Origin of the sequence: Aquabacterium sp., assembly GCF_049274795.1 — a bacterium.
Taxonomy (GTDB): domain Bacteria; phylum Pseudomonadota; class Gammaproteobacteria; order Burkholderiales; family Burkholderiaceae_C; genus Aquabacterium.
This window is the reverse complement of the sequence record NZ_JBASTH010000120.1, coordinates 1-22,244: the sequence shown is the minus strand read 5'-3', so window position 1 is coordinate 22,244 and position 22,244 is coordinate 1. Positions and strand designations below refer to the sequence as shown.

Here is a 22,244-nt window from a genome sequence, read left to right as displayed (position 1 = left end):
TGGCGAACTGAGCGCAGCCCCCGCTGACCCGACGGTGCGCTCAGCGACGCGCTCGGCACCGATTCATCCATGAGCACAACGCCACCTGACTCCGCCACGCCTCCCGCCCCGGCCCTGCTGGCCAAGGCGGCGTTCAAACGCCTGGCGACTGATCGCCAGGAGCCCACGCCCGAAAACTTCCGCACCGCCTACGCGGCCGAATCGGCGGCACTGGGCTGGCCCATGGCCGATGCCGCCCTGCCCGCAGCGCCCCCTGCGCTGCCCACAGCCCCAGCGGCGCTGGACACCGAAGACGGGCCCGAATGGGCCGCACTGATCGGACGCATCGCCCGCGGCCTGGAGCGCAGCAACAAGCAATGGACAGCCGCTCGCCGCAAGGACAGCCTGCAGCGCGTGCTGGCCGGCAGCAAGCAATCGTCGAGCAGGCTGCTGCAACGCCTTCAGCCCCTGGTGCAGGCCTGGGACAGCGACCGCCCTGAAGATGAACAAGCGGCAGCACAGGCACTGGATACAGCCACGCCCACCTTGCCGCCTGAAGCAGCCACAGCCGCTGGCACCAGCACCGTCGTGAGTACCCCCGGTGAAGACGCCGCCCCGAGTGCCCTGCCTGAGCAAAGCGTGGCCGAATCCAGTGGTGCAACACCGCCACCCGATGCGCGCTGGCTCAGCACTCCGCTGGTAGACACCATCAGCACCGCACTGCCCGCCTCGGACGCCCAGGCCGCCGATGCCCAGGCCGCGCTGCAGACTGCCGTGAACCGGGCCCTGGACATGCAGGCGCCCCAGGACATCTTGCAAGGCGAACTGCAGAACGCCTGCACGCAGGCACGCCGCGTGATCGAGCACCGCCACCACGTGATGGACCAGTTGCTGGAATTGTGCCGCTCGCTCACCGACAGCCTGGTCGACCTGGCCGAGGACGACAGCTGGGCTCAGGGCCAGAGCGAGGCCATGCGCGCCGAGCTCTCCGAAGGCCTGACCAGCCGGGGTGCACGGCGCATCCAGCAACTGCTGGACGACACCCGCCTGCGCCAGCAGTCGCTGAAGGGCGAGCGTGATGCCGCGCGCCAGGCGCTCAAGCAGTTGATCCAGCAGATGCTCAGCGAGATCGGCGAGCTGGGCCACACCACGGGCCGCTTCCAAGACAACCTCAGCCGCTACGCCGACACCATCGGCCAGGCCGACACGCTGGAAAGCCTGACCGGCGTCGTGCGCGAGATGGTCACCGAGAGCCTGGCTGTGCATGGCGTTATCTCGCAGGCCCAGGAGCGCCTGCACACCGAGCACACTCGCGCCACCGAACTCACGCAACGCGTCAGAGATCTGGAAGACGAGATCCGCAAGCTCTCCGACGAGGTCTCGACCGACCCGCTCACGCAGGTGGCCAACCGCCGCGGGCTGATGCGCCTCTTTGACAGCGAGCGTTCGCGCGTTGACCGCCAGGGGCAACTGCTGGCCATCGGCCTGCTGGACGTGGACAACTTCAAGAAGCTCAACGACACCCTGGGCCACCACACGGGCGACGAAGCCCTGAAGTTCCTCTCACGCCGGGTGAGCGAATCCCTGCGGCCCAGCGACGCGCTGGCGCGCTACGGCGGCGAGGAGTTCGTGGTGCTGATGCCCAACACCGAGGTGGAAGAAGGCCAGCACGTGCTGACCCGCCTGCAACGCCAGCTCAGCGCCGAGTTCTTCACGCAGGACACGCACAAGGTGTTCATCACCTTCTCGGCCGGCGTCACGCAGTACCGCGACGGCGAACCGATCGAGCATGCACTGGATCGCGCCGACATGGCACTCTACGAAGCCAAACGTACTGGCAAGAACCGCACGTGCGTCGGCTGACGACCCACCACGGCCTGCACCCCAACGCCTAGCAGCTGTGGGTCCACAGCGACTGCAGGACGCCAGGCACCTGCTCGGGCAGGTCATCGGCCAGCAGGCCCGGTCCGAAAGCCTGCGCACAGGCCCCATGCACCCAGGCCGACGCGCACGCGGCCTCCCAGTCGGGCACGCCCTGAGCCAGCAGGCCGCCAATCATGCCGGCCAGCACATCGCCCGCCCCGGCCGTGGCCAGCCAGGCCGGCGCACCGGCATTGATGGCGGCACGACCGTCCGGCGCAGCGATCACCGTGTCGGCCCCCTTGTGCAGCACCACCGCGCCGCTTCGGCGGGCCGCCTCGCGCGTGCCATCAAGCTTGCCCGCGTCGACCGCGCCGAACAGCCGCTGGAACTCACCCTCGTGCGGCGTGAGCACCACGGGGCTGGTGGACTGCGCGATGGCATCGAACAGCACCTGGGGCGATGCCTCGAAGGCGGTGAGCGCATCGGCGTCGAGCACCAGCGACCGGCCTCCAGGCGCCTGCAAGGCCGTGAGCACCAGTGAGCGCAAGGTGGCGCCAGCAGGCTCGGGCAGACCAGCCAGTGCGCCCGGACCCAGCACCGCCGCCGCCCACTTGGGCGAGGCGAGCAACGCGGCCCAATCCTCCAGGAAGTGCACCACGGCGTGATCAGGCAAGGGGTGGACCATCGTGGACAACACACCGGCCGCATACACCGGCCAGGCCGATGCCGGCACAGCCAGCGTCGTCATGCCTGCCCCGATGCGCCCCGCCGCACGGGCCGCCAGCCGGGCCGCGCCCACCATGCGTGCACCGCCCAGCACCACGACGTGGCCTCGGCGATACTTGTGCGTGGTGCCCACCGGAGGGCCTCACAGGGCAGACCACAAGGCCGGCACGTTCTCCCAGGCCTGGGCCACCACGGCGGACAAGGCCTGCGGCGCGATGCCGATGTCGGCCACCAGCACCTCGCCACACAGGGCACGGCCGGGCATCAACAGATGCGCTGACTTCTTGCGAAAGAAGGTGACCGTGAGCTGCGCCTGGGCAGCCCCCCAGGATTCGCCGGTGTCCCCGCGCACACCGGACGGCACGTCCACCGCCACCACCGGGATGCCACGCACGGCCACCTCAGCCATCAGTTCGGACAACACCGCATCCAGAGGCCTGCTCAAGCCGGCACCGAACAAGGCATCCACCACCAAGGCCGTGCCATCAAGCAAGCCAGGGTGTAGCGTCTCAGGCTCGTGCCCGGCCGCACTGGTGCGCCACAGGGCCGCATGGTGGGCCGCATCCCCGCGCAAGCCGGAGATAGGCGACACCGACGCGACACGCACAGTCCAGCCGACTTCGCTCAGCCCCCGCGCCACCACATACCCATCGCCGCCGTTGTTGCCAGGCCCGCACAGCACCACCACGGGCCGAGGGCTCCAGCGAGCCCGGATGGCGTCAACGACGGCCTGCCCGGCGTGTGCCATCAGGGTGGGGCCTGCCACGCCATGGGCCATGGCCCATGCATCGGCCTGCGCCATCTGCTCACATGTCAGCAACTCGTTCATCAGCCCCTGTGCCCCTTCGCCATCCGCACACGCGTTTCAAACGCCTTGGGCGTGCATGCATCACGCCACGGTGGCTGACAGCATGCCACGAAGGCCCCGCAGCCCCACGAAATGAGCCACACTGAGTCCGTGGATGTTTGACGAGGTACTCGCCAATCCACAGGACACACCGGATCTCGGTGGTCATCACAGGCAGCGTTCGGCTCCTCCCGGCCGGACTGGCAGGATGGACCTGCCAAGCAGGCCTGGCCGCCGGTGAGGCGGTGCTCTCCTCCGGAGAGTCAGGGCTGGCAGCCATCTCGCCAGTCCAGGGCGCGCGGTGAGCGCGTCCGAGCCACAGCCCGTCAGCCCCTAGGCCGACGGGCTGTTTTCTTTGCTGCGTTAATCAGCCCTCGTATCTACCCCACTGGCATTTGTCATTTATGACCGTACAGTGAATGCAAAGAAATATTGCTCTGCGTAGCAAGGTGCATCAAATGTCCGCCCTGCCTCTCTCGACAGACTCCAAGCTGGCCTCTGCGATCCCTGCTGCATCTGCCTCGGGCGCCGGCCTGTCATGGGCAGGGTTGAAGCGAGACCTGCGTACCAAGAGCCTGTCCGGCATGCTGGACGGCATCAGCCGCCTGTTGCAGATCGCGTGGCACTACAAGGATCACCAGCGCCTGCTCAAGGTGCTCAAGGCGGAGCACACCCGCGACATCCTGCGGCAGGTGCCCCGCACCGCCTACCGCTACACCCTGCCCTACCTCTCCAGCAACTTCCAACGGGCTACCCGGCTTGAACTGCTGCTAGCGCACTACCAGTTCCTGAACGAACGCCTGGGGGCTCGGTTCTGCTCCGGCGTTGTTCACGGCACGCTGATCCCCTGGATCAGCGAAGAGCAGGGGCACCACTTCAGCATCCATGTCAGCGGCCCCTGTGCCGTGAGCGGCCATCGCGAAGGCGAGCTCACCTTCACGCTGCGGATGGACGCAGCGGACGTGTACAAGGTGTCGTTCTCGATCGTGCCGGCCAGTGCGCTCTCCATGCCGTCGGGCAGCACGCCTTCGCGGCACGGGCACACGCTCTACATCGGGCGCGTGCAGGGCGTGGCCGGCACCTTCGACCAGATCCGTCTGGCCACCAAGGCCTGTCATGAGATCGCCCCGCCAGATCTGTTGATGGCCGCCATCGCGGGCATGGCCGAGGCCCTGGGCATCGAGGTGATCGCCGGCGTCGGCATCGAACACAGCATCTCGTCGGAGTCTATCCAGCAGTCGAACATGAGCTTCGACTACACCGAGTTCTGGGATCGCTATCAAAGCAGCAAGACAGCCGACGGCCACCACCTGATGCAGGTGCCTTACCCTGAAAAGCCCATCCAGGCCATCGCCTCCAAGCACCGCAAGCGCACCTTGCTCAAGCGCGAGTTCAAGCACGAGATCACCCAGGCCACGCGCGACTGCATCGCTGGCGCGGCCTCAGACCTGTAAACGCGCAGCCCTTTCAGCCAGCGGATTCGAGCAGCACCACGCTGCCCTGCCCACCATCCGCGCAGATGCTGACGATGGCCCTTTGCCCAGCCGGCCGCTGCGACAACTCCTTGACCGCCTGGCTCACGATCCGTGCACCCGTTGCCCCGAAGGGATGGCCGATTGCCAGGCTGCCCCCTGTGGGGTTGAGCCGATCACGCGGGAAGGCCCCGAAGGCCTGGGGATCCACGCCAGCCTTGTCCTTCAGGAAAGCCGGGCTCTCCAGCGCCTCGATGTGGGCCAGCACCTGGGCCGCGAAGGCCTCGTGGATTTCCCACAGGTGGATGTCTTCATAGCGCAGGCCATGGCGGGCCAGCAGGCGCGGGATGGCGTAGGGCGGCGCCATCAGCAGGCCTTCGTGGTGCAGGTCGATGGAGGCGATCTCCCAATCGACCAGGCGTGCGCGCGGCGTGCCGGCGGGCAAGCTGCCCAACCCCTGCTCGGTCGCCACCCACAAGCTGGCGGCGCCATCGGTCAGCGGCGATGAATTGCCGGCCGTGAGGCTGCCGTGCCCGCTGGTGCGATCGAACGAGGGCGGCAGCTTGGCCAGGCGCTCCAGCGAGGTGTCCTTGCGTGGAATGGTGTCGCGCTTCACGTCGCCCACGGGCATGACCAGGTCATCGAAGAAGCCGCTGTCCCACGCCTTCACCGCGCCCTGGTGGCTGAACAGCGCGTGGGCATCCTGCGCCTCGCGACTGATGTGCCATTCGCGCGCGGTGAGCTCGGTGTGCTCGCCCATGCTCTTGCCCGTGGTGCGGTTGGTCACACCAGGGATGTGCAGTTGGATGTCGGACAGCTTGAGATCACCCGCCTGCGAGATCTTCTGCCCGAGCGATCTGGCCTGCTGGAACTTGCGGATCCAGTCGGACAGCTTCTGGCCCAGGCCCAACTGGATGCGGCTCAGGCACTCCACCCCGCCCACCAATGCCAGGTTGCGGTTGACGCCATTGAGCATGCCAGCGGCCTCGATGGTGCCGATCATGCTGGTCGAGCAGGCCATGATGGTGGAAAACGCCGGGATGGTGGGTGGTACGCCCGCGTCCATCAGCACCTCGCGGGCGATGTTGCTCCACGTGAGGTTGGGCACCACCGTGCCCCACACGAAGAAGTCCGGCAACGCGCCCTCCAGCCGCCCCAGCATCTGCTGCACCAGCGGCACCGACAGGCTGATCGCATCGTAGGAGGCCAGCGGGCCATCCACCTTGGAGAACGGGGTGCGCAGGCCGGAGGCCAGCCAGATGTCGCCATGGAAAGGCATGTCAGCCTCCAGAAAGATCAAGGGTGGCGTGAGGATAGGTCATCGTCGGCCCAGCCGCTTGACCTGCACGTAGGCCCCCACCAGGAAGATCAGGAACAGCACGCCGCCGATGATCTGCAGGCCGGGCGCTTCCGGGCTGTCGAACAACGGCTTGCCCATGGGCAGGGTGATCACGCCCAGCGCATGCGGCTTGCCGAATCCGCCATGCTGGAAGATGCCGAAGCCGGTGATGCAGGTGATCACCGTGGTGGCGATGTAGACCTTGCCCAGGTCGTTGCGATGCGTGATCTCGCCATCACGCCACAAGGGCGCCGAGGCCGAAAGCCGTGTGGAAGGCGCCAAGTGTCGTCAACATGGTGTGCGCCCTCTGGTGGTGCGTGGCGGTGAAAGTCCGCCCCGCTGGTTGCCAGCGTAAGCAAGCTTCGTGACAGGGACATCAATCCGCCAGGCTGGCCACCATCTGCTCACGCAGCCAGACCTGTGCCGGATCACGGTGCACCGCCTCGTGCCAGAGCATGGCGATCTGGTAGCCGGCCACCGGCAATGGCGGCTCGACCACGCGCAGCCCTTCGGCCTGATGCACCAGGCGCGAGGGCAGCATCGCCACCAGATCGGTGCGGCGCACGGTGTCCAGCGCGAACAGGAAATGCGGCACCAACAGCACCACCTCACGCTGCAGCCCCAGCGCCTGCAGGGCCAGATCCATGGCGCCCTGGAAACCACCCACCGCAGGGCGACACGATCACGTGCCCCAGCGCGCAGAACTGCGCCAGGCTGGGCCGCCGCCGCAGGCGAGGATGATCCGCCCGGCCGACCAGCACATAGCGCTCATCCAGCAAGGTCCGTTGACGCAACCCCGCCGGTGCGTCATGGCTGATGTGCAAGGCGATGTCGATCTCGCCGCTTTCAGCCTGACGCGCCAGGTGCCTGGTGTCCAGCGGGATCACGGCCAGACGCGTATGCAGCGCCACCTCACGCAGCCGCCTGATCAGGGGCGCCAGCACGGCCATCTCGCCGTAATCGGCAGCAGCGATGCGCCAGGTGTTCGTGGCCTGCGCGGCATCGAAGCCCTGCGCTGGCGCCACGGCATCGGCCAGCAGGGCCAGCGCATCTCCCAATGGTGCAGCGCGCGCGCCGTGGGTTTCATGCCGCGCGGGCCAGGCAGCAGCAGCGGATCACCGAAGTGCTCCCGCAGCCGGGCCAACTGCGCACTGACGGAAGGCTGCGACAGGTGCAGGCGCTCTGCCGCACGGATCACGTTCAACTCCTTGAGCAGCACATCGAGTGTCAGCAGCAGGTTCAGGTCCAGGCGATCAAAACGGTTCGTGCGGCCAGGGCTGGTATAGGCCATGTCGATACCCCGTATCCAAGCAATCCATTTCCAGTTTACGGGCCGCGTCTTCAAGATGGGAAGCCTGTTTCCCATGCCCACAAGGCCTGCTTCACCATGAATGTCTTCCTGCTCACCGCTCACCCGGAGCCGCGCTCGCTCAACGGCTCCCTCAGCCGCTTCATCGTCGATCACCTCAAAAGCCAGGGCCATCAGGTGCAGGTCTCCGATCTGTACGCCATGCGTTGGAAGACCTCGCTGGACCGCGATGATTTCCAGCCCGCCGACGCGCTTGAGCCGATGGCCGCTTCAAACCCTCCACCGCATCAGGCCGCGCCTTGCAGCACGGCACGCAGCCCGATGACATCGCGGCCGAGCAGGCCAAGCTGCTGTGGGCCGATGCCGTGATCGTGCTGTTCCCCTTGTGGTGGTACTCGATGCCCGCCGTGATGAAGGGCTGGTTCGACCGTGTCTACGCCGACGGTTTCGCCTATGGCCTGGGCGAGCACTACGACCACCGATGGGGCGAGCGTTTCGGCGAAGGCACCCTGGCCGGCAAGCGCGCAATGCTGGTGGTCACCACCGGTGGCTGGGCCTCGCACTACGGCCCGCGCGGCATCAACGGCCCGATCGACGATCTGCTGTTCCCCATCCACCACGGCATGCTGTACTACCCGGGCATGTCGGTGCTGCCACCTTATATCGTTCACCGCACCAGCAAGGTTGACGATGCACGGTACGCGCTGATCCAGGCTGAACTGGGCAGCGGCTGAACGCGTTGTGGCACACCGAGCCCATCGCCTACCGTGCGCAAAATGGTGGTGATTACGAGATCCCGGCACTGACCTTGCGCGACGATGTTGCTCCTGATCTCACGGGCTTTACCGCCCATCTCACCACCGCCACATCAGGCACCATCACGGGCGCCTGACAAGAGCCCTTTCGCCATCAGAGGTATAGTCCGCGGAAAGATCAATAAGAAGTTAGCAGCGGAGGTCGTGAGCGCAAGCTCTTTCACCCATCGATAACGACCCATACCGACATGGCCCAGACCTACATCGAACTCATGGCTGAGATTGAACGACTGCAAAGCCAGGCAGCCAAGCTCAAGGACCGTGAGAAATCCGAAGTCGTCGCGCGCATCAAGAAGGCCATCGAGGTCTACGGCCTGACGGCCAAGGACCTGGGCCTGGACAAGCCCGGCCGCGCCGCCACCGGCAAGAGCACCACCACACCTAAGGCTGGCAAGCGCGGCGCCCGCAAGGCCAAGGCTGCCGCCACGCCCAAGTTCCGTGATGCAGCGGGCAACAACTGGTCCGGCCGTGGCCCCCGCCCCGGCTGGCTGCGCACTGCCCTGGCCTCCGGCGCCACGCTGGAGAGCTTCGCCGTTCAGGCCCAGTAAAGGCCCAGCCTCATGGCGCTGTCATGCCCTTGATGTGGCCTGACCGTGCCATGAGTGCCAGCACCGCCATATCCCAGCACCACGCCGCGGCCCGCCTCATCGCGCAGGCTGATGGCCTCTTGATCACCGCCGGTGCCGGCCTGGGTGTCGACAGCGGCCTGCCCGACTTCCGGGGTGACGAAGGCCTGTGGCGCGCCTACCCTGCGCTAGCGCAGGGCCGTATCGGCTTCACCAGCATCGCCAACCCGGCTGCCTTTCAGGCCCGGCCACGGCTGGCCTGGGGCTTCTACGGGCATCGCCTGCAACTGTACCGGCAGACCGTGCCGCACGAAGGCTTTCACATCCTGCGCCGCTGGGCTCAGCGCATGCCGCAGGGCGCTTTCGTGTTCACCAGCAATGTCGATGGGCAGTTCCAGGCCGCCGGCTTCGAGCACACACAGGTGCACGAGTGCCACGGCTCCATCCACCACCTGCAGTGCGCCACGCCCTGCTCTGCCGACATCTGGCCCGCCGACGGTTTGAGCGTCGAAGTGGATGCACTGGCCTGCGAGTGGACGGCACCACTGCCCACCTGCCCGTGCTGCGGCCAACTGGCCCGCCCCAACATCCTGATGTTCGGGGACGGCGACTGGCTCAGCCAGCGGTCGGATGCGCAGGAAAGCCGCCTGCATGCGTGGTTGAGGCACACCGCCCGCCCCGTGGTCATCGAACTGGGGGCGGGGCTGCATGTGCCCACGGTGCGCTATTTCAGCGAACGTGTCGCGCGCAAGCATGGTGCGGGCTTCATCCGCATCAACCCGCGTGAAGCGCACACGGACCACGGCTTGCGTGCCATCAGCATGGAGGCCACGGCCTTGCATGGCTTGCAGGGCATCGATGCCGCCCTGAGCGCAGCTACCGATATCGGGCCCTCATCAGGCCCGTGAACCACGCCGCCCCCCGCCAGCCTTACTCGACGTCCAGGAAGAGGTCGATGATGGGCGTCATGCCAGGTGTCACCAGGTAGCCACTGAAATCCGTCACGCCACGCGCGCGAAGCACGTCCTCATCGACGAAGGCGTTGCCACTGCGGGCACGTGAATCCGAGGTGAGGATGTCGTAGGCCGCATCGGCCATGATCTGCGGCAGGCGCCCCATCTCGCCCAGGCCGGCCTGCGCCACCTTCAGCGCCGAAGTCGCGATGATGGTCTTGGGCCACAGGCAGTTCACGGCGATGCCATCGCCCTTGAGCTCCTCGGCCATGCCCAGCGCCAGCAGGCTCATGCCGTACTTCGAGGCGGTGTAGGCCGGGTGCGCGCCCAGCCACTTGGGGTTGAGGTTGATAGGCGGCGACAGCACCAGGATGTGCGGGTTGGCCGCGCGCTTGAGGTGCGGAATGCAGGCCTGCGAGCACACGAAGGTGCCGCGCATGTTGATGTCCATCATCAGGTCGTAGCGCTTGGCCGGCGTGTCCGTGGTGCGGGTGATGCTGATGGCACTGGCGTTGTTGACCAAGATGTCGATGCCGCCGAAATGCTCGGCGGCCTGGTTCACGGCTGCGGCCACGACGTCCGCGTCACGGATGTCAACCTGCAAGGGCAAGGCACGCCCTCCCGCGGCCTTGATCTCTTGCGCTGCGGTGAAGATGGTGCCCGGCAGGCGGGGATCGGGCTCGGCCGTCTTGGCAGCCACGACGATGTTGGCGCCATCGCGCGCGGCGCGCAGGGCGATTTCCTTGCCGATGCCGCGGCTGGCACCGGTGATGAACAGCGTCTTGTCTTTCAGGGAGGTCATGCGGGCCTTTCAAGCCGTGGGGTTGCTGGCGCCACGATAGCGGCGACACGCCGCCCCCGCTTGTGCAAACCGGCTAAACGGGGGTGACCGGGGTGAAGGCCCTGAGCCGCCCGGGCTAGCGCCTGTCGACCACCAGCGCGCGCGAACCGGCCAGGATGTCCCGGGGGCGCAAGCCCGTGAAATAGCGGATCGAATTGCTGAAGTAAGCTGAATCGCTGTAGCCCAGGTCCAGGGCGATCTGGGTGAGCGTGGCCCCGCTGTCCACGGCATTGAGCAGGCTGCGTGCCCGCTTCCAGGTACGGAAGCTGCGAAACGGCATGCCGCATTCGCTGGTGAACAGGTGGATGAAGCGTGATGCCGACAGGCCGCAATCCGCCGCGCAGTCATCGGCGGTGACCAGGCTGGCGGGATCCTGCCGGATGCGCTCGATCACGTTCGCGATCCGTTGATCGATGCGGCGGCGGGGCAAGGCCGTGCCCAGCAAAGCGGTTTCCAGGCAGGGTTCGTCGCCCACCCTGCCCTGCCCTGTGAGGTGTTCGGCGAACAAGGCCAGCCGCTCGCCCCAGTTGGCGCCCGGCTCATCCAGCAACAGCACCTCCGGCAGGCGCGCCACGTCGATGAAATCCGGCTCGACCAGCACGCACTTAATGCGCTGATCCGCCGTACGCAGGCTGTGCGGCACATAGGGTGGCACCACCCAGGCGGGCACGTCCATCGGCGCCTCATCGCCCACGGTGATCTGCATGGCGCCTGAGGCGGGTGCGTACAGCGTCCAGGCGCCCAGCACCCGGGTGCGCGGCCGGCCCAGCAGGCCCGCGTAGAACACCATGTCGCTGTCGAAGATCAACCGGTTGGCTCCGGTGCCCATGCCTGTCTCCTGTGCACTGTCAGCAGATCATACCGACGACCAATTGTTCCAAGACAGAAATGTCAAGGCGGTGCGAGGATGCGTGCGCGCGCCTGTGCGCAGAGCGCGCCGCATGCACAAGATGAAAAGGACACACCCGCCCATGGACGACATCGACCTCCTGCTGGACAACAACAAGCACTGATCCCAGGCCATGCAGCAACGCGATCCGGCCTTCTTCAGCCATCTGGCCGGCCAGCAAAGCCCCCGCTACCTGTGGATCGGCTGCTCGGACAGCCGCGTGCCCGCCAACGAGATCGTCGGGCTGCTGCCCGGCGAGGTCTGCGTGCACCGCAACATCGCCAACCTGATCGTGCACACCGACCTGAACTGCCTGTCGGTGATCCAGGATGCAATGGATGTGCTCAAGGTGCGCCACGTGATGGTTGTGGGCCACTATGGCTGCGGCGGCGTGCAGGCGGCACTGCGTGGGCAGCGCGTGGGCCTGGCCGACTACTGGTTGCGCCATCTGGAGGATCTGCGCCACATCCATGGCCGGCGCGTGGCGCTGGAACCGTTCGAGGCCGACCAGGTCAATCACCTGACCCGATCATCACCCAAGGGCAAAGCCTTTCACTGCAAGGTGCCCAGCAGCGCCGTGGCATCCCACAGCAGGCACTGGTGCCGCAGATAGGAGGCACCCAGCAGTTCCGTGCCGATGCCCTGCGCCTTGAAGGTCGTCTGCGTGGCCTGCAGCAGGCGGTTGAAGCGCGGCCAGGCCTTCTGCCCCGCTGCATTGGGCTGTCCGGTAGCGGCGAACTGCCCCCAATAGGCCATCATCGCCTTCGACAAGGCCAGTTGCGCGGGCGTGGCCACCTCGGCCGGATCCGGGCTGGGCGGTGTCGTCACGATGCGCGTGCCGAACACGAAGGGCAGCTCCGCGGCATGGAAGGCGCCCCAGGGCATGAAGGGATCGCTCACGAAAGCCGGCGCGTTCTTCTCCTGGAACTCGTAGGCGTAGGTGGGCACGTGGTCCGACAGCGCACGCGCCAGGAACTGCGTCGGGCAGGCGAACAGGCTGTCGCCCAGCAGCGCCGCGGCCGACAGGTTGGGCGAACCATAGCGGCTGGAGCGGTAGGCATCGAGCACGATGGACGACGCCAGCGCGGCGATGCCCGAATCCCCCGCGTTGCCCTTGACCATGGACTGGAACTCGGCCTCCGTCATGGGCGTGCGCCGCTGCAGTTCGAAGGCCAGCGCGATGAACAGCGTGCCCTCATCGGCGTTGTTGCCCAGCAGCACAGGCACCTTGTGAAAACGCCCGGCGCGGATGGCCGTGCGCGGCGCCTCCGGCAGCACCACGCCATCGATGTGCGGGCTGAACTGCCCCAGCGAGGCCGGATCGGCCGCATCAATCGGCGGAGAGGCCACCAGCGCCTGCAAGGCGGACTTGCCGCGCATGCAGGCCAACTGCCCGGAACCCGGCGCACAGCCAAGCTTGTCGGCATACGCGTTGCCCACCGCCACCGTCTGTGCTCGCGTAGGCTGCACGGACGGGCAGGTGCCGCTCTGGATGATCGCCCGCTGGAACAACCCTTTGGCCGCTGGCGAGATCAACTGGTTGCACACACTGGTGCCACCGGCCGATTCGCCGAAGATCGTCACGCGCCCCGCATCACCACCGAAGGCCGCGATGTTGCGCTGCACCCAGCGCAGCGCGGCCTGCTGATCCTGCAGTGCGTAGTTCCCGGCCTTGGCCTCTGCAGCGAGCGCATCCAGCGCCAGCGAGCCGAAGATGCCCAGGCGGTAGTTCACCGTCACCACCACGGCCTGGGCCTCACGCGCCAGCACCGTGCCGTCGTACTGCGAGCCCGCGCCATTGATGAAGGCACCGCCGTGGATCCACACCATCACCGGCAAGGGCCGCTCGGTACTGGCCTGCGCGGGCATTGACGGCGCCCGCTGGTCGTGCCGCTCAGCGCTGGAGCGCCGCCGTGGCCTGGGTGATCTCGTTGGTGCCCTGCTCCGAGCCGCTGCCAGGCACCTTGTCGCCAGCGCGGTCCGTGATGGCCGCCAGTTGTTCGGCCAGACGCTCGGGCACGTCATCGCCCAGCCCCAGGTGCAGGCCCTGGGTCATGGTGATGTGCGAGGCCGCGAAGGTGCCGGCCCCGGCATTCAGGATGGTGCGGTTGGGCGCCGATTCATGCGCCAGCACCAGCATGGCAGGCGTGACGGCCTCGGGCTTGAGCAGTTCGAGCATGGCCGGCGGCAGCAGGCCTTCGGTCATCTGCGTGGCTGCGGTGGGTGCCAGGCAGTTCACGCGGATGTCGCTCTTGGCGCCTTCGATGGACAGCGTCTGCATCAGGCCCACCAGGGCCATCTTGGCCGCGCCATAGTTGGCCTGGCCAAAGTTGCCGAACAGGCCGGAGGACGAGGTCGTCATCACGATGCGGCCGTACTTCTGCGCCACCATCAATGGCCACACGGCCTTGGTGCAGTTGACAGCGCCCATCAGGTGCACATCCAGCACCAGGCGGAAGTCATCCAGCTCCATCTTGGCGAAGGACTTGTCGCGCAGGATGCCGGCGTTGTTGATGAGTACGTCCACGCGGCCCCAGGTGTCCTGCGCTTTTTGCACCATGGCCTGCACCTGCGGAAAGTCCGTCACGGAGCAGGAGAACGCGATGGCTTCACCACCGGCGGCCACGATCTCGTCGACCACCTTCTGGGCGGGCGAAGGCTGGCCATCGCCCCGCTCCATGTCGTTGACCAGCACCTTGGCGCCGCGCTTGGCCAGGGCCAGGGCGTGTTCGCGGCCCAGGCCGCCCCCTGCACCCGTGACGATGGCCACGCGGCCGGTGAAATTCAGTTCCATGATCAGTCTCGCAGGTTGGAACGCCCGTGCAGGACGGCCCGTGGTGGTGGTTCAGGCACAAAAAAAGCGCCTAGGCGCTTGATTTGTAGTTCTCGATATTGAATCAAAAGGACTGGCGGAAGCGGTGAGATTCGAAATAACAGCCGACCGGCATTGACCCAGCAAAATCAACGACTTACAGAAGGCCCAACTTCAACAACTGTCACAGCGCAACGGCACAGCCACCAGTCTAACGCATATGTTGCGCAAGACCTGCCACCAATCAAACGAAAAATACCGACAAACAAAAACGGAAATTTCGTTTTTTAACGATGTTCGGATACACTGCATCGAGCAAGCAGGAGGCTCTATGCACGCGAAGGACATCATCAATCTGTTTGGGGGCCAGACTACATTGGCCAACGCCTTGGGCAAGTCTCAAAGTACGGTTAGCTATTGGGCGAAGGCCGGCGTCATCCCCGCGAAGTGGCAAGAACCCATCCTGAACTTGGCACGCGAGAAGGGACTGGAGCTGTCGGCGGGCGACTTTGTAGCCTCCAACCGAATCGCGCTGGCCACCCAAAAACGTAATGGTGGCAATGAGTTAGTGCTAAAAATGCCCTCCAAGGTGGCCGGCAAGCAGTCGCATCTTGATCTAGGCATCCAGAAGCAAGTCGAGATTGATGGCATCGGCATGGGCGTACTGTCGGATGGGACGCCCTTCCTTACGGGCCGGGGGCTTGCACGACTTTGCGGCGTGTTCCATAACGCCATTCAAGGCATCGGTGAAGAGTGGGTCCAGGAAGTATCTCTGCCTCGGGTCTCGAAGATCCGCGACATCCTGGCGTCGCACGGGCACTCTGTTGACATGCCTTATATCGAAGTCGAACAGCGAAGCGGGACATTTTTTGCATACCCCGACAACGTATGCCTTGCTGTTCTGGAGTACTACTCTTTTGACGCTGGCCCCAACGTCAAGGAAGAGGCAAAGAAGAACTATCGCCTGCTCGCCGGAGGAGCCCTTCGTGACTTCATCTACACGCAGGTCGGATATGACCCAACCAACGCCCTTCCAGAGAAATGGAAGTACTTTCATGACCGCGTTTCGTTGACCTACAACGCCTTACCCAAGGGCACCTTTGGTGTTTTCAAGGAGATTGCGGACATGATTGTGACGCTCGGACAGGCGGGCCTCCATATTGATGAAACGTTCGTGCCGGATATCAGCGTAGGCATCCACTGGTCCAAGCACTGGGGCAACATCGAGGGGGATACGAGGTATGGAGCGCGCAGGAAGTACGAACACAACTATCCAGACTATTTCCCGCAAGCCGTCTCCAATCCGCAGGAGCCATGGTGCTACCCAGAGGAAGCCTTGGGGGAGTTTCGCCGATGGTTTCGCGAAACCTATATTGCGGGCGGCAGATTCCAGAACTACATCGAAAGCAAGGTGAAGGAGAGGAAGCTGCCTATCTCTTTTGCACAACTGGCAATTGCAGCGTATCAACAGTGAGGTCGTCATGGGAAAGTCGATTCCAGTCTCCTTGTCATCCGGCCGCTCCTGGCCCAAGAAGGGTGATGCTGAAGCACATTTCAAGGCAATGCTGGGCCGCTATCGAGTGGGGGAACGAGTTCTTGATTCGGCTGACCATGCGGATTTGGAAGCTCTGTTGAGCGTCTACGACGCAGACCTCCAGCCGGGTGAGCCAACCAAAGCTGGTGCAGGCGTCGCCTATTTTGAGAAGAGGTTGGACACGGACCATCCTGGCCACACCTCTTGCTTCTTCGTGGTTCGCCGAGACGAGACAAGTATTGACTTCAGCTACAGGCGGGCGCTGGATGCCGCCGCTCGCCAAAGCCGTTAACTAGAATCCGCATGTCGGGGCCTGGGAAAAAAACAGATGCCAGCAGACGCGCAGGCGCTCCATCAGGAACACCCGCGCATCCACTCTTGCCCTCAGTCCCAGGGGGCTACATCGAGCCCGCTGGCGCTGGCCTCGGGGCTATCCTCCAGCCCCTCCCAGGGCGGTCCCACCGAGGCCTCCAGCGCACCCACCACGGGCTCCACTGGCTCGGCTGATGGGGTAGCTGCTGCAAGCGCTGCGGCTTCCTTGGCGGCCTTGTTCGCAGCCCTGGTTGCCCTCGCTTTCTCAAGTTGCTTCGCCTTGTTCATCGCCTCCCGCTGGGCGGCCTTCAAGATGTCCTGGGCCTGCTTTTCAGCATCGGCAATCAGTGTCTTCATCTCGCGGCGCACTTTGCGTTCGACTTCGGCCCTCAGCTTGTCCATGGCACTGGTCCGCAGTTCCTTCATGAGGTTCGCTTCAAGCTCAGCACAGGTGGCGCACTCGTTGGAGGAGACCATGCGCAGTCGGCCATGCTGGGGCGACCGGCGACAGTAGGCCCTGGATGGGTAGAGCTTGAGGCCCAGCGCCTTGGCTTGTTTTAGGTCCATGGGCGGGGAGTCGGCTGTGACCACGGGGGACGGGTGCTGCTGGCGCAACACGCCATCGCCCACCAATCGACCGGGAGTGCCGATGGGTATTGAGGTCTCGGCACTTGTCGATGACTGTAGGTGTCCCAATGGGACAGCCACCGGGTGGTCCGCAGGTTTGCCCTGTTGGCCTTCGTCGTCAGAACGCATTCGCATCCTCCATCACAGGCAGCTTGCCCAGGTCGGCCAGCAGTTCCTGAAGGGCATCGGACACCCTGCGCTTCTCGCCTGGGGGCAAGCTCAGTGCAATTGCTCTGATGCGCTTCACTTCGGATACGACCTCATCGGCTGGCGAGGGCAACTCGGGCGCATCCCTGAGCCCGCCCGGTGCCGCCCCATCGTTCCCGCCTATGTTGGCTGCAATCTTTGGGAAGTGCTTGTGCATCCAACGACCCAGGGTGGACTTTGCGATGCCCAGCACGGTGCCCATCTCGCGATACGACCTGTAGCCCTTGCGAGTGCGGTGCTTGCCCGCTCTGACGAAGGCCTTGAACACAGCCACCAACTCGGTACTTTTGAGAGGCACGCCATGGTCCAGGTTGGCTTGTGCAGCTTCCCAAGTGGCGTCCTTCATGCTCATGGGTGCGCACAAGACCTTGACCAAGGTTCCGCCCGGGCCGGGCATCCCATGAAGATCCATTACAGGGTTGCCGTCTACATCGTGCCCGGTGACCACGGCCCCCGCTTCCCAGCGATGCCAGCCGTCCACGAGGTAGTGTTGAATGACACCAGCCTTTTTGACCTCGGCCACCTTGATGGGCGGCGGGACCTTGCCGGCTTTGGTCATGTCGCGGTATCTGCTGATGGCCCCCGCGTCCAACTTCTTGCGGACCTGTAGGCTTTTCAGCCGGATGACCTGTTCAGGGCTTAGCCACTCCTCATGCCACTCGATGGCATTGGAGGCTTCAGCGGTATCGGGCTGGGGTGCCGTTGACTTCTTGCTCATGGATTCGGACTGCGTTGACTGCGTTCTGCGTATGTTGCTGATGTTCGATGACTACTCGTGCCAGGACCTCGTTGAAGGTGATGCGGTGGCCGCTGGCCTCGATGGCTCGCTGGGTGTCCTTCAGGTAATCGAAGGCGAACACGGGGATGGGGACCGTCCGGAAGACGGCCTTCTCCCGCTGGCCCTGGATCGGGATCGGGTTGTGGTGCTGCATTGCTGCGTACTCCGTTGAATGGCCCGCGAATGGGGCCGGTGATGACGATGGAGGAGACCGTCGGAATTGAAGGTTCTCCCGAGGAAGAGGGTTTGGTGGGCAGTTGGGCCGTTTTGCAGAACTAGGTGGTTGATTTGTCAAACGATTTGATCGAGATGCGCCCCGGTTTTGGGGGCGGCCAGCGCCAGCACAGACCGCTGTCCGCTGTTCCGTACTCCATCCGCGATTTCACTGTTTTCACTCGCGCGGCTCCACTTGCTGGCGGCAGGGGGCGGCCAGGCGTTTCGGGCGGATAGTTCTTCGTTAGGTCGGGGTTTAGTCGGACCTTGCTTATCAATTCAATATTTCAAATATCATTGAATTATGGAAGAGCAAACCGTCATCAAGTCCCTAGCTGCCCTCGCTCAGGCGAGCCGACTTCGTGCGTTCCGCGCCTTGGTTGTTGCTGGCCCAGAAGGCATGACCCCCAGCGCCTTGACCGAACAGCTCGGGGTTCCATCCACATCCCTGTCGTTCCATTTGAAGGAGCTGATGAATGCCGGGCTGGTGACACAAGAGCGTGATGGCCGCCACCTCATTTACCGCGCTGCGTACGGACACATGAACGGCTTGCTCGGCTACCTGACTGAACACTGCTGCCAAGGCAGCCCCTGCGCCACCGTCCCCGACCCTGACAACCCCGCCGCCCGAAGCTGCACGACCTGCTAAGGAGTCCCCCATGAAGCGCTTCCATGTTCACGTCCATGTGGATGACCTCGCCCGCAATGTCGCCTTCTATTCGGCGATGTTCGGCACTCAACCCGCTCGTGTTGAGCCCGACTATGCGAAGTGGATGCTGGATGAGCCAGCGGTGAACTTCGCCATCTCCACGCGGGGCCATGGACACCTCGGGGTGGACCATTTGGGGATCCAGGTGGACAACGAAGAGGACCTGAGCGCGATGAAGGCTCAAGCCCAGGCGGCCGACATGGCGCTCATCGACGAGGGGGCAACCTCCTGCTGCTACGCCCGCAGCGACAAGCACTGGATCGTGGACCCCCAAGGCCTGCCATGGGAGCACTTCCGCACACTGGGAACCATCCCTGTCTTCAGCGGGGGGGAGCCCGAGCACGTTGAAGCAAGTGCGCCCGAGATGGCTGCCACGGGTTCGGCATGCTGCGCCCCGAGGACCACCGGCAAGCCCATCGGAATCCCCGTGAAGTCCGCTTCAACCGGATGCTGCTGAGGCCGACATGACCACACATGTTCTGATCCTGTGCACCCACAACTCGGCCCGCAGCGTCCTGTCGGAGGGAATGCTGAATCACCTCTCGGCTCGACTTGGCAGAGACGTGAAGGCCCACAGCGCGGGCAGTGCCCCGAGTGGCCGACTCAACCCGTTCGCGCTCGAAGCACTGCAAGGTGTGGGCATCGATACGGCGGGTTATCGGAGCAAGAGTTGGGATGAGTTCACAGGACCCAATGCGCCGCCTCTGTCCATCGTGATCACGGTCTGCGACAGTGCTGCGGCCGAATCGTGTCCTGTGTTCTTCGGCGGGAACGGCCAGCCGGTCAAGGTCCACTGGGGCTACCCGGATCCGTCAAATGCGGAAGGGGGCGACAAGGGCAAGCGCCGGGCTTTCGAGCTGACCCGTCAGGCCATCGGCTTTCGGATGTTGCAGCTCCTTGCGCAGCCTCTGGAGACCATGGACAGGTCCGCACTGGCCGATGCGCTGGCCGCCATTGCCAAGAGCTGAGGGGCTATCGTGTCGCAGTCCAAAGCTCACCCGATGAGCGTGTTTGAGCGCTATCTGACGGTATGGGTCTTCCTGTGCATCGTGGTCGGCATCGGGTTGGGCCAACTTGCCCCGGAGCCATTCCAGGCGCTTGGCCGCATGGAGGTCGCTCAGGTCAACTTGCCGGTGGGCCTGCTCATCTGGGTGATGATCATCCCGATGCTGATTAGGGTGGACTTCGGGAGCCTGTCGCAGGTCAAGGCCCACTGGCGAGGCATTGGCGTGACACTGTTCGTGAACTGGGCGGTGAAGCCCTTTTCAATGGCGTTCCTGGGTTGGCTGTTCGTGCGTGAAGTCTTCGCCCCCTGGCTGCCTGCAGACCAACTCGACAGCTACATAGCGGGCTTGATCCTCCTCGCGGCAGCCCCGTGCACGGCCATGGTGTTCGTGTGGAGCCGGCTGACCAACGGGCATCCCCTGTTCACGCTTAGCCAGGTGGCGCTCAATGACATCATCATGATCTTCGCCTTTGCCCCCGTGGTGGGCCTGCTGCTGGGCCTGTCGTCCATCACGGTGCCATGGGACACGCTGGTGATGTCGGTGGTGCTCTACATCGTGGTGCCTGTCATCCTGGCGCAGATCATTCGCCGAGCACTGTTGAAGCGGGGGACAGCTGCGCTTGAGGCTTCATTGGCCCGCATAGGGCCGTGGTCCATCACTGCGCTGCTTGCCACGCTGGTGCTGCTGTTCGCCTTCCAGGGGCAGGCCATCATTGATCAGCCGCTGGTGATTGCCATGCTGGCCGTGCCCATCCTCATCCAGGTGCTGTTCAATTCGGCGCTGGCCTACTGGCTCAATCGCAAGCTCGGGGAAGCCCACAGCGTGGCCTGTCCGTCGGCCCTCATCGGTGCGAGCAACTTCTTTGAGCTGGCCGTGGCCGCCGCCATCAGCCTCTTTGGCTTTCAGTCGGGGGCCGCACTGGCTACTGTCGTTGGCGTGTTGATTGAGGTGCCCGTGATGCTGCTGGTGGTGCGTGTGGTGAACCAGAGCAAGGGGTGGTACGAAAGGACTGCGTGACGACGAGGGGCTGACAGCGAAGCACGTCAAGCCACCAGCGTGTCCCTCACGGCGATGACCGATGCCCGCGAGATGCCATAGTCCTTCGCCACTTGGCTGACCGTGTCGCCGGCTCCCAGGCGTTCCCGGATGGCCTGCTTGTCCGCCTCGCTGGTCTTGGATGGGCGCCCCAGTTGCTTGCCCTCGGCCTTGGCCCGCGACAGTCCCGCCTGGGTGCGCTCCACCAGCATGTCCCGCTCCATCTCAGCCACAGCGGCCAGAATGCCCACCACGGCCTTCCCTGCGGTGCTGGTCAGGTCGGTGTCCCCGAGGGCTTGGACCTTGACGCGTACCCCACGCTCGGCCAACAGGCGAAGGGTCTGCATGACATCAATCATGTCCCGGCCCAGGCGGTCCAGCTTGGAGACCAGCAGCATGTCGCCCGCTTCCATGCGGTCCAGCATCTTGGCGAACTGGGGCCGCTGGAGGGCTGGCACTTTGCCCGAGATGGTGTCAGCAAACCACCGTTGTGCGGGCAGGCTGTGACCCATGGCTTCCAGTTCCAGGCGCTGGTTCTCGGTGGTCTGGTCGGTGGTGCTCACGCGGCCATAGCCATAGATGCGGGCGGTCATGCTGATGGACCCTTGGGTGTCAGAAAAGGCTGTCAGTATCTCGATGGTGTCGATAACTGTCAAGGCCTATATTTCCAACATCAATCAGGCCAGCCCGGGCGGGGTGTCGGAATCCTTCGTTTTCCAACAGGGGCGGCCTAGGGCTGGCGCTGGGTCAGGCGTCTGTGGCTTCCTCAACAGACCACCAGTCCACAAGTCGGTCTAGATCGAAGCCGTGTATGTCGTGGGGCTCGGACACTTCTTTCCGCTCTATGTCGTGTTGCTCGTGGAAATACTCCAGGGCCTGATAGAGCGTGTCCAGCGCACCCCCACGGGTGAGACCCACGATGGCAAGTAGGGCTTGAATCTCGGGGACACCCAGGGTGAAGGTGAACTGTGGGGGCACAGGCTCAGCGAGCTTGTTCGTGGCGGGGCTGGGTGCGGCATGGGCCATGTGGTTCTCTCGTTCGTTGCTCGCGTCAACATCGACGCGGACCCAAGGATGGCAGGCGATATGCCGATGCCTTGCGAATGCCCGAGTTAAATGCTGCTCGTTGCTGCATGGGGAACGTCCCGACAGGGGGACCATCTCAAGTGCCAATCTGGCGTTTACCAAGTCATGCCTAGCTCTTGGCTGATCCCGACGCAGAGACCGTTCCTCAGTAGGGAAGGCTAATGCCGTGACAGCGCGTGGCGCGGGACCAACGACAGAGAAACGAGGGGGGCACGGGGGGAATCTGCGGGCTGGGCTCATCACATACCCCCTCAGAAAAATTCGCCATATATGAGCCGGGCGCCATCGCCCTGTCACGCGTCCCTGATGAACTCGCGGGTCACCA

General features: G+C 64.6%; 23 protein-coding genes and 3 pseudogenes. 12 read left to right on the top strand and 14 right to left on the bottom strand.

Features of this window, described 5'->3' with window-relative positions:
* Nucleotides 1-69 precede the first annotated feature (69 nt).
* Entirely contained in the window at nt 70-1,842 is a 1,773-nt protein-coding gene (locus tag WAQ08_RS19600; RefSeq protein ID WP_422194002.1) for a diguanylate cyclase domain-containing protein, read from the top strand.
* 28 nt (nt 1,843-1,870) lie between these two features.
* On the opposite strand, the gene WAQ08_RS19595 is transcribed toward WAQ08_RS19600, so the two are convergent.
* Both WAQ08_RS19595 and WAQ08_RS19590 read right to left on the bottom strand, forming a co-directional pair.
* On the bottom strand, nt 1,871-2,701 hold the full coding sequence (locus WAQ08_RS19595) for an NAD(P)H-hydrate dehydratase (RefSeq protein WP_422194001.1): 831 nt from the start codon (nt 2,699-2,701) through the stop codon (nt 1,871-1,873).
* A gap of 9 nt (nt 2,702-2,710) precedes the next feature.
* Complete coding sequence (locus tag WAQ08_RS19590) at nt 2,711-3,397, bottom strand: NAD(P)H-hydrate epimerase (RefSeq protein WP_422193999.1); 687 nt, start codon at nt 3,395-3,397, stop codon at nt 2,711-2,713.
* 476 nt (nt 3,398-3,873) lie between these two features.
* On the opposite strand from WAQ08_RS19590, the gene WAQ08_RS19585 reads away from it, so the two are divergent.
* Entirely contained in the window at nt 3,874-4,869 is a 996-nt protein-coding gene (locus tag WAQ08_RS19585) for a DUF535 family protein (protein ID WP_422193997.1), read from the top strand.
* A 13-nt stretch (nt 4,870-4,882) separates the two neighbouring features.
* Here the strand turns inward: WAQ08_RS19585 and WAQ08_RS19580 are convergent, their stop codons facing one another.
* From WAQ08_RS19580 to WAQ08_RS19570, 3 genes and pseudogenes are all read right to left on the bottom strand, one after another.
* A complete protein-coding gene (locus WAQ08_RS19580; protein WP_422193996.1) occupies nt 4,883-6,166 on the bottom strand; it encodes an acetyl-CoA C-acyltransferase in 1,284 nt (427 codons plus the stop codon).
* A gap of 39 nt (nt 6,167-6,205) precedes the next feature.
* Nucleotides 6,206-6,508: a hypothetical protein gene (locus WAQ08_RS19575; protein ID WP_422193994.1), complete on the bottom strand. Its 303-nt coding sequence runs from the start codon at nt 6,506-6,508 to the stop codon at nt 6,206-6,208.
* 94 nt (nt 6,509-6,602) lie between these two features.
* Nucleotides 6,603-7,517 (bottom strand): annotated as a pseudogene (locus WAQ08_RS19570) (LysR family transcriptional regulator).
* Between the two features lie 96 nt (nt 7,518-7,613).
* On the opposite strand from WAQ08_RS19570, the pseudogene WAQ08_RS19565 reads away from it, so the two are divergent.
* The 3 genes and pseudogenes from WAQ08_RS19565 (at nt 7,614) to WAQ08_RS19555 (ending at nt 9,824) form a co-directional block, all read left to right on the top strand.
* Nucleotides 7,614-8,427: pseudogene (locus WAQ08_RS19565) on the top strand (NAD(P)H-dependent oxidoreductase).
* A 111-nt stretch (nt 8,428-8,538) separates the two neighbouring features.
* Nucleotides 8,539-8,898: an H-NS family nucleoid-associated regulatory protein gene (locus WAQ08_RS19560; RefSeq protein WP_422193992.1), complete on the top strand. Its 360-nt coding sequence runs from the start codon at nt 8,539-8,541 to the stop codon at nt 8,896-8,898.
* Nucleotides 8,899-8,948: 50 nt separating this feature from the next.
* The gene (locus WAQ08_RS19555; RefSeq protein WP_422193990.1) at nt 8,949-9,824 is read left to right on the top strand and encodes an SIR2 family NAD-dependent protein deacylase; all 876 of its coding nucleotides are present in this window, start codon (nt 8,949-8,951) and stop codon (nt 9,822-9,824) included.
* A gap of 22 nt (nt 9,825-9,846) precedes the next feature.
* Here the strand turns inward: WAQ08_RS19555 and WAQ08_RS19550 are convergent, their stop codons facing one another.
* The gene (locus WAQ08_RS19550) at nt 9,847-10,671 is read right to left on the bottom strand and encodes an SDR family oxidoreductase (protein WP_422193989.1); all 825 of its coding nucleotides are present in this window, start codon (nt 10,669-10,671) and stop codon (nt 9,847-9,849) included.
* Nucleotides 10,672-10,786: 115 nt separating this feature from the next.
* The gene (locus tag WAQ08_RS19545) at nt 10,787-11,539 is read right to left on the bottom strand and encodes a helix-turn-helix domain-containing protein (RefSeq protein ID WP_422193987.1); all 753 of its coding nucleotides are present in this window, start codon (nt 11,537-11,539) and stop codon (nt 10,787-10,789) included.
* A gap of 193 nt (nt 11,540-11,732) precedes the next feature.
* Here WAQ08_RS19545 and WAQ08_RS19540 point away from each other — a divergent pair.
* Nucleotides 11,733-12,071: pseudogene (locus WAQ08_RS19540) on the top strand (carbonic anhydrase); the annotation flags it as partial.
* 80 nt (nt 12,072-12,151) lie between these two features.
* On the opposite strand, the gene WAQ08_RS19535 reads toward WAQ08_RS19540, so the two are convergent.
* Together WAQ08_RS19535 and WAQ08_RS19530 are read right to left on the bottom strand one after the other, a co-directional pair.
* Nucleotides 12,152-13,468, bottom strand: a complete 1,317-nt coding sequence (locus tag WAQ08_RS19535) for a carboxylesterase/lipase family protein (protein WP_422193986.1) — start codon at nt 13,466-13,468, stop codon at nt 12,152-12,154.
* A gap of 25 nt (nt 13,469-13,493) precedes the next feature.
* Complete coding sequence (locus tag WAQ08_RS19530) at nt 13,494-14,393, bottom strand: SDR family NAD(P)-dependent oxidoreductase (protein ID WP_422193985.1); 900 nt, start codon at nt 14,391-14,393, stop codon at nt 13,494-13,496.
* 238 nt (nt 14,394-14,631) lie between these two features.
* Here WAQ08_RS19530 and WAQ08_RS19525 point away from each other — a divergent pair, with 238 nt between their 5' ends.
* Nucleotides 14,632-15,885: a carph-isopro domain-containing protein gene (locus tag WAQ08_RS19525; protein ID WP_422193983.1), complete on the top strand. Its 1,254-nt coding sequence runs from the start codon at nt 14,632-14,634 to the stop codon at nt 15,883-15,885.
* A 7-nt stretch (nt 15,886-15,892) separates the two neighbouring features.
* Entirely contained in the window at nt 15,893-16,237 is a 345-nt protein-coding gene (locus tag WAQ08_RS19520) for a DCL family protein (protein ID WP_422193981.1), read from the top strand.
* A 92-nt stretch (nt 16,238-16,329) separates the two neighbouring features.
* Here WAQ08_RS19520 and WAQ08_RS19515 read toward each other — a convergent pair whose 3' ends face one another.
* From WAQ08_RS19515 to WAQ08_RS19505, 3 genes are all read right to left on the bottom strand, one after another.
* The gene (locus WAQ08_RS19515; protein WP_422193979.1) at nt 16,330-16,734 is read right to left on the bottom strand and encodes a hypothetical protein; all 405 of its coding nucleotides are present in this window, start codon (nt 16,732-16,734) and stop codon (nt 16,330-16,332) included.
* Between the two features lie 268 nt (nt 16,735-17,002).
* Nucleotides 17,003-17,809 (bottom strand): hypothetical protein, encoded by an 807-nt coding sequence (locus WAQ08_RS19510; RefSeq protein WP_422193977.1) that lies wholly within the window; start codon nt 17,807-17,809, stop codon nt 17,003-17,005.
* The gene (locus WAQ08_RS19505) at nt 17,769-18,023 is read right to left on the bottom strand and encodes a hypothetical protein (RefSeq protein WP_422193975.1); all 255 of its coding nucleotides are present in this window, start codon (nt 18,021-18,023) and stop codon (nt 17,769-17,771) included. The genes WAQ08_RS19510 and WAQ08_RS19505 overlap by 41 nt, the downstream gene beginning before the upstream one ends.
* A gap of 363 nt (nt 18,024-18,386) precedes the next feature.
* Here WAQ08_RS19505 and WAQ08_RS19500 point away from each other — a divergent pair, with 363 nt between their 5' ends.
* The 4 genes from WAQ08_RS19500 to arsB are packed head-to-tail and all read left to right on the top strand — an operon-like array spanning nt 18,387 to nt 20,815.
* On the top strand, nt 18,387-18,731 hold the full coding sequence (locus WAQ08_RS19500) for an ArsR/SmtB family transcription factor (RefSeq protein WP_422193972.1): 345 nt from the start codon (nt 18,387-18,389) through the stop codon (nt 18,729-18,731).
* Between the two features lie 10 nt (nt 18,732-18,741).
* Nucleotides 18,742-19,248, top strand: coding sequence for an ArsI/CadI family heavy metal resistance metalloenzyme (locus WAQ08_RS19495; RefSeq protein WP_422193970.1), 507 nt, complete (start codon nt 18,742-18,744; stop codon nt 19,246-19,248).
* 7 nt (nt 19,249-19,255) lie between these two features.
* Nucleotides 19,256-19,759 (top strand): arsenate reductase ArsC, encoded by a 504-nt coding sequence (locus WAQ08_RS19490; protein ID WP_422193968.1) that lies wholly within the window; start codon nt 19,256-19,258, stop codon nt 19,757-19,759.
* Between the two features lie 33 nt (nt 19,760-19,792).
* A complete protein-coding gene (gene arsB, locus WAQ08_RS19485; protein WP_422193965.1) occupies nt 19,793-20,815 on the top strand; it encodes an ACR3 family arsenite efflux transporter in 1,023 nt (340 codons plus the stop codon).
* A 26-nt stretch (nt 20,816-20,841) separates the two neighbouring features.
* On the opposite strand, the gene WAQ08_RS19480 is transcribed toward arsB, so the two are convergent.
* A complete protein-coding gene (locus WAQ08_RS19480) occupies nt 20,842-21,426 on the bottom strand; it encodes a recombinase family protein (protein ID WP_422193963.1) in 585 nt (194 codons plus the stop codon).
* Nucleotides 21,427-21,580: 154 nt separating this feature from the next.
* Complete coding sequence (locus WAQ08_RS19475) at nt 21,581-21,859, bottom strand: hypothetical protein (RefSeq protein ID WP_422193961.1); 279 nt, start codon at nt 21,857-21,859, stop codon at nt 21,581-21,583.
* Between the last annotated feature and the right edge of the window lie 385 nt (nt 21,860-22,244).

Bases quoted from the DNA above. Each gene is read 5' to 3' on its own strand.
- WAQ08_RS19560 (WP_422193992.1), top strand. From the start codon at position 8,539: ATGGCCCAGACCTACATCGAACTCATGGCTGAGATTGAACGACTGCAA.
- WAQ08_RS19550 (WP_422193989.1), bottom strand. From the start codon at position 10,671: ATGACCTCCCTGAAAGACAAGACGCTGTTCATCACCGGTGCCAGCCGC.
- WAQ08_RS19600 (WP_422194002.1), top strand. From the start codon at position 70: ATGAGCACAACGCCACCTGACTCCGCCACGCCTCCCGCCCCGGCCCTG.
- WAQ08_RS19585 (WP_422193997.1), top strand. From the start codon at position 3,874: ATGTCCGCCCTGCCTCTCTCGACAGACTCCAAGCTGGCCTCTGCGATC.
- WAQ08_RS19530 (WP_422193985.1), bottom strand. From the start codon at position 14,393: ATGGAACTGAATTTCACCGGCCGCGTGGCCATCGTCACGGGTGCAGGG.
- WAQ08_RS19500 (WP_422193972.1), top strand. From the start codon at position 18,387: ATGGAAGAGCAAACCGTCATCAAGTCCCTAGCTGCCCTCGCTCAGGCG.
- WAQ08_RS19510 (WP_422193977.1), bottom strand. From the start codon at position 17,809: ATGAGCAAGAAGTCAACGGCACCCCAGCCCGATACCGCTGAAGCCTCC.
- WAQ08_RS19590 (WP_422193999.1), bottom strand. From the start codon at position 3,397: ATGAACGAGTTGCTGACATGTGAGCAGATGGCGCAGGCCGATGCATGG.
- WAQ08_RS19480 (WP_422193963.1), bottom strand. From the start codon at position 21,426: ATGACCGCCCGCATCTATGGCTATGGCCGCGTGAGCACCACCGACCAG.
- WAQ08_RS19580 (WP_422193996.1), bottom strand. From the start codon at position 6,166: ATGCCTTTCCATGGCGACATCTGGCTGGCCTCCGGCCTGCGCACCCCG.
- arsB (WP_422193965.1), top strand. From the start codon at position 19,793: ATGAGCGTGTTTGAGCGCTATCTGACGGTATGGGTCTTCCTGTGCATC.
- WAQ08_RS19505 (WP_422193975.1), bottom strand. From the start codon at position 18,023: ATGCAGCACCACAACCCGATCCCGATCCAGGGCCAGCGGGAGAAGGCC.
- WAQ08_RS19495 (WP_422193970.1), top strand. From the start codon at position 18,742: ATGAAGCGCTTCCATGTTCACGTCCATGTGGATGACCTCGCCCGCAAT.
- WAQ08_RS19535 (WP_422193986.1), bottom strand. From the start codon at position 13,468: ATGCCCGCGCAGGCCAGTACCGAGCGGCCCTTGCCGGTGATGGTGTGG.
- WAQ08_RS19475 (WP_422193961.1), bottom strand. From the start codon at position 21,859: ATGGCCCATGCCGCACCCAGCCCCGCCACGAACAAGCTCGCTGAGCCT.
- WAQ08_RS19515 (WP_422193979.1), bottom strand. From the start codon at position 16,734: ATGGTCTCCTCCAACGAGTGCGCCACCTGTGCTGAGCTTGAAGCGAAC.
- WAQ08_RS19525 (WP_422193983.1), top strand. From the start codon at position 14,632: ATGTTGCGCAAGACCTGCCACCAATCAAACGAAAAATACCGACAAACA.
- WAQ08_RS19520 (WP_422193981.1), top strand. From the start codon at position 15,893: ATGGGAAAGTCGATTCCAGTCTCCTTGTCATCCGGCCGCTCCTGGCCC.
- WAQ08_RS19490 (WP_422193968.1), top strand. From the start codon at position 19,256: ATGACCACACATGTTCTGATCCTGTGCACCCACAACTCGGCCCGCAGC.
- WAQ08_RS19545 (WP_422193987.1), bottom strand. From the start codon at position 11,539: ATGGGCACCGGAGCCAACCGGTTGATCTTCGACAGCGACATGGTGTTC.
- WAQ08_RS19555 (WP_422193990.1), top strand. From the start codon at position 8,949: ATGAGTGCCAGCACCGCCATATCCCAGCACCACGCCGCGGCCCGCCTC.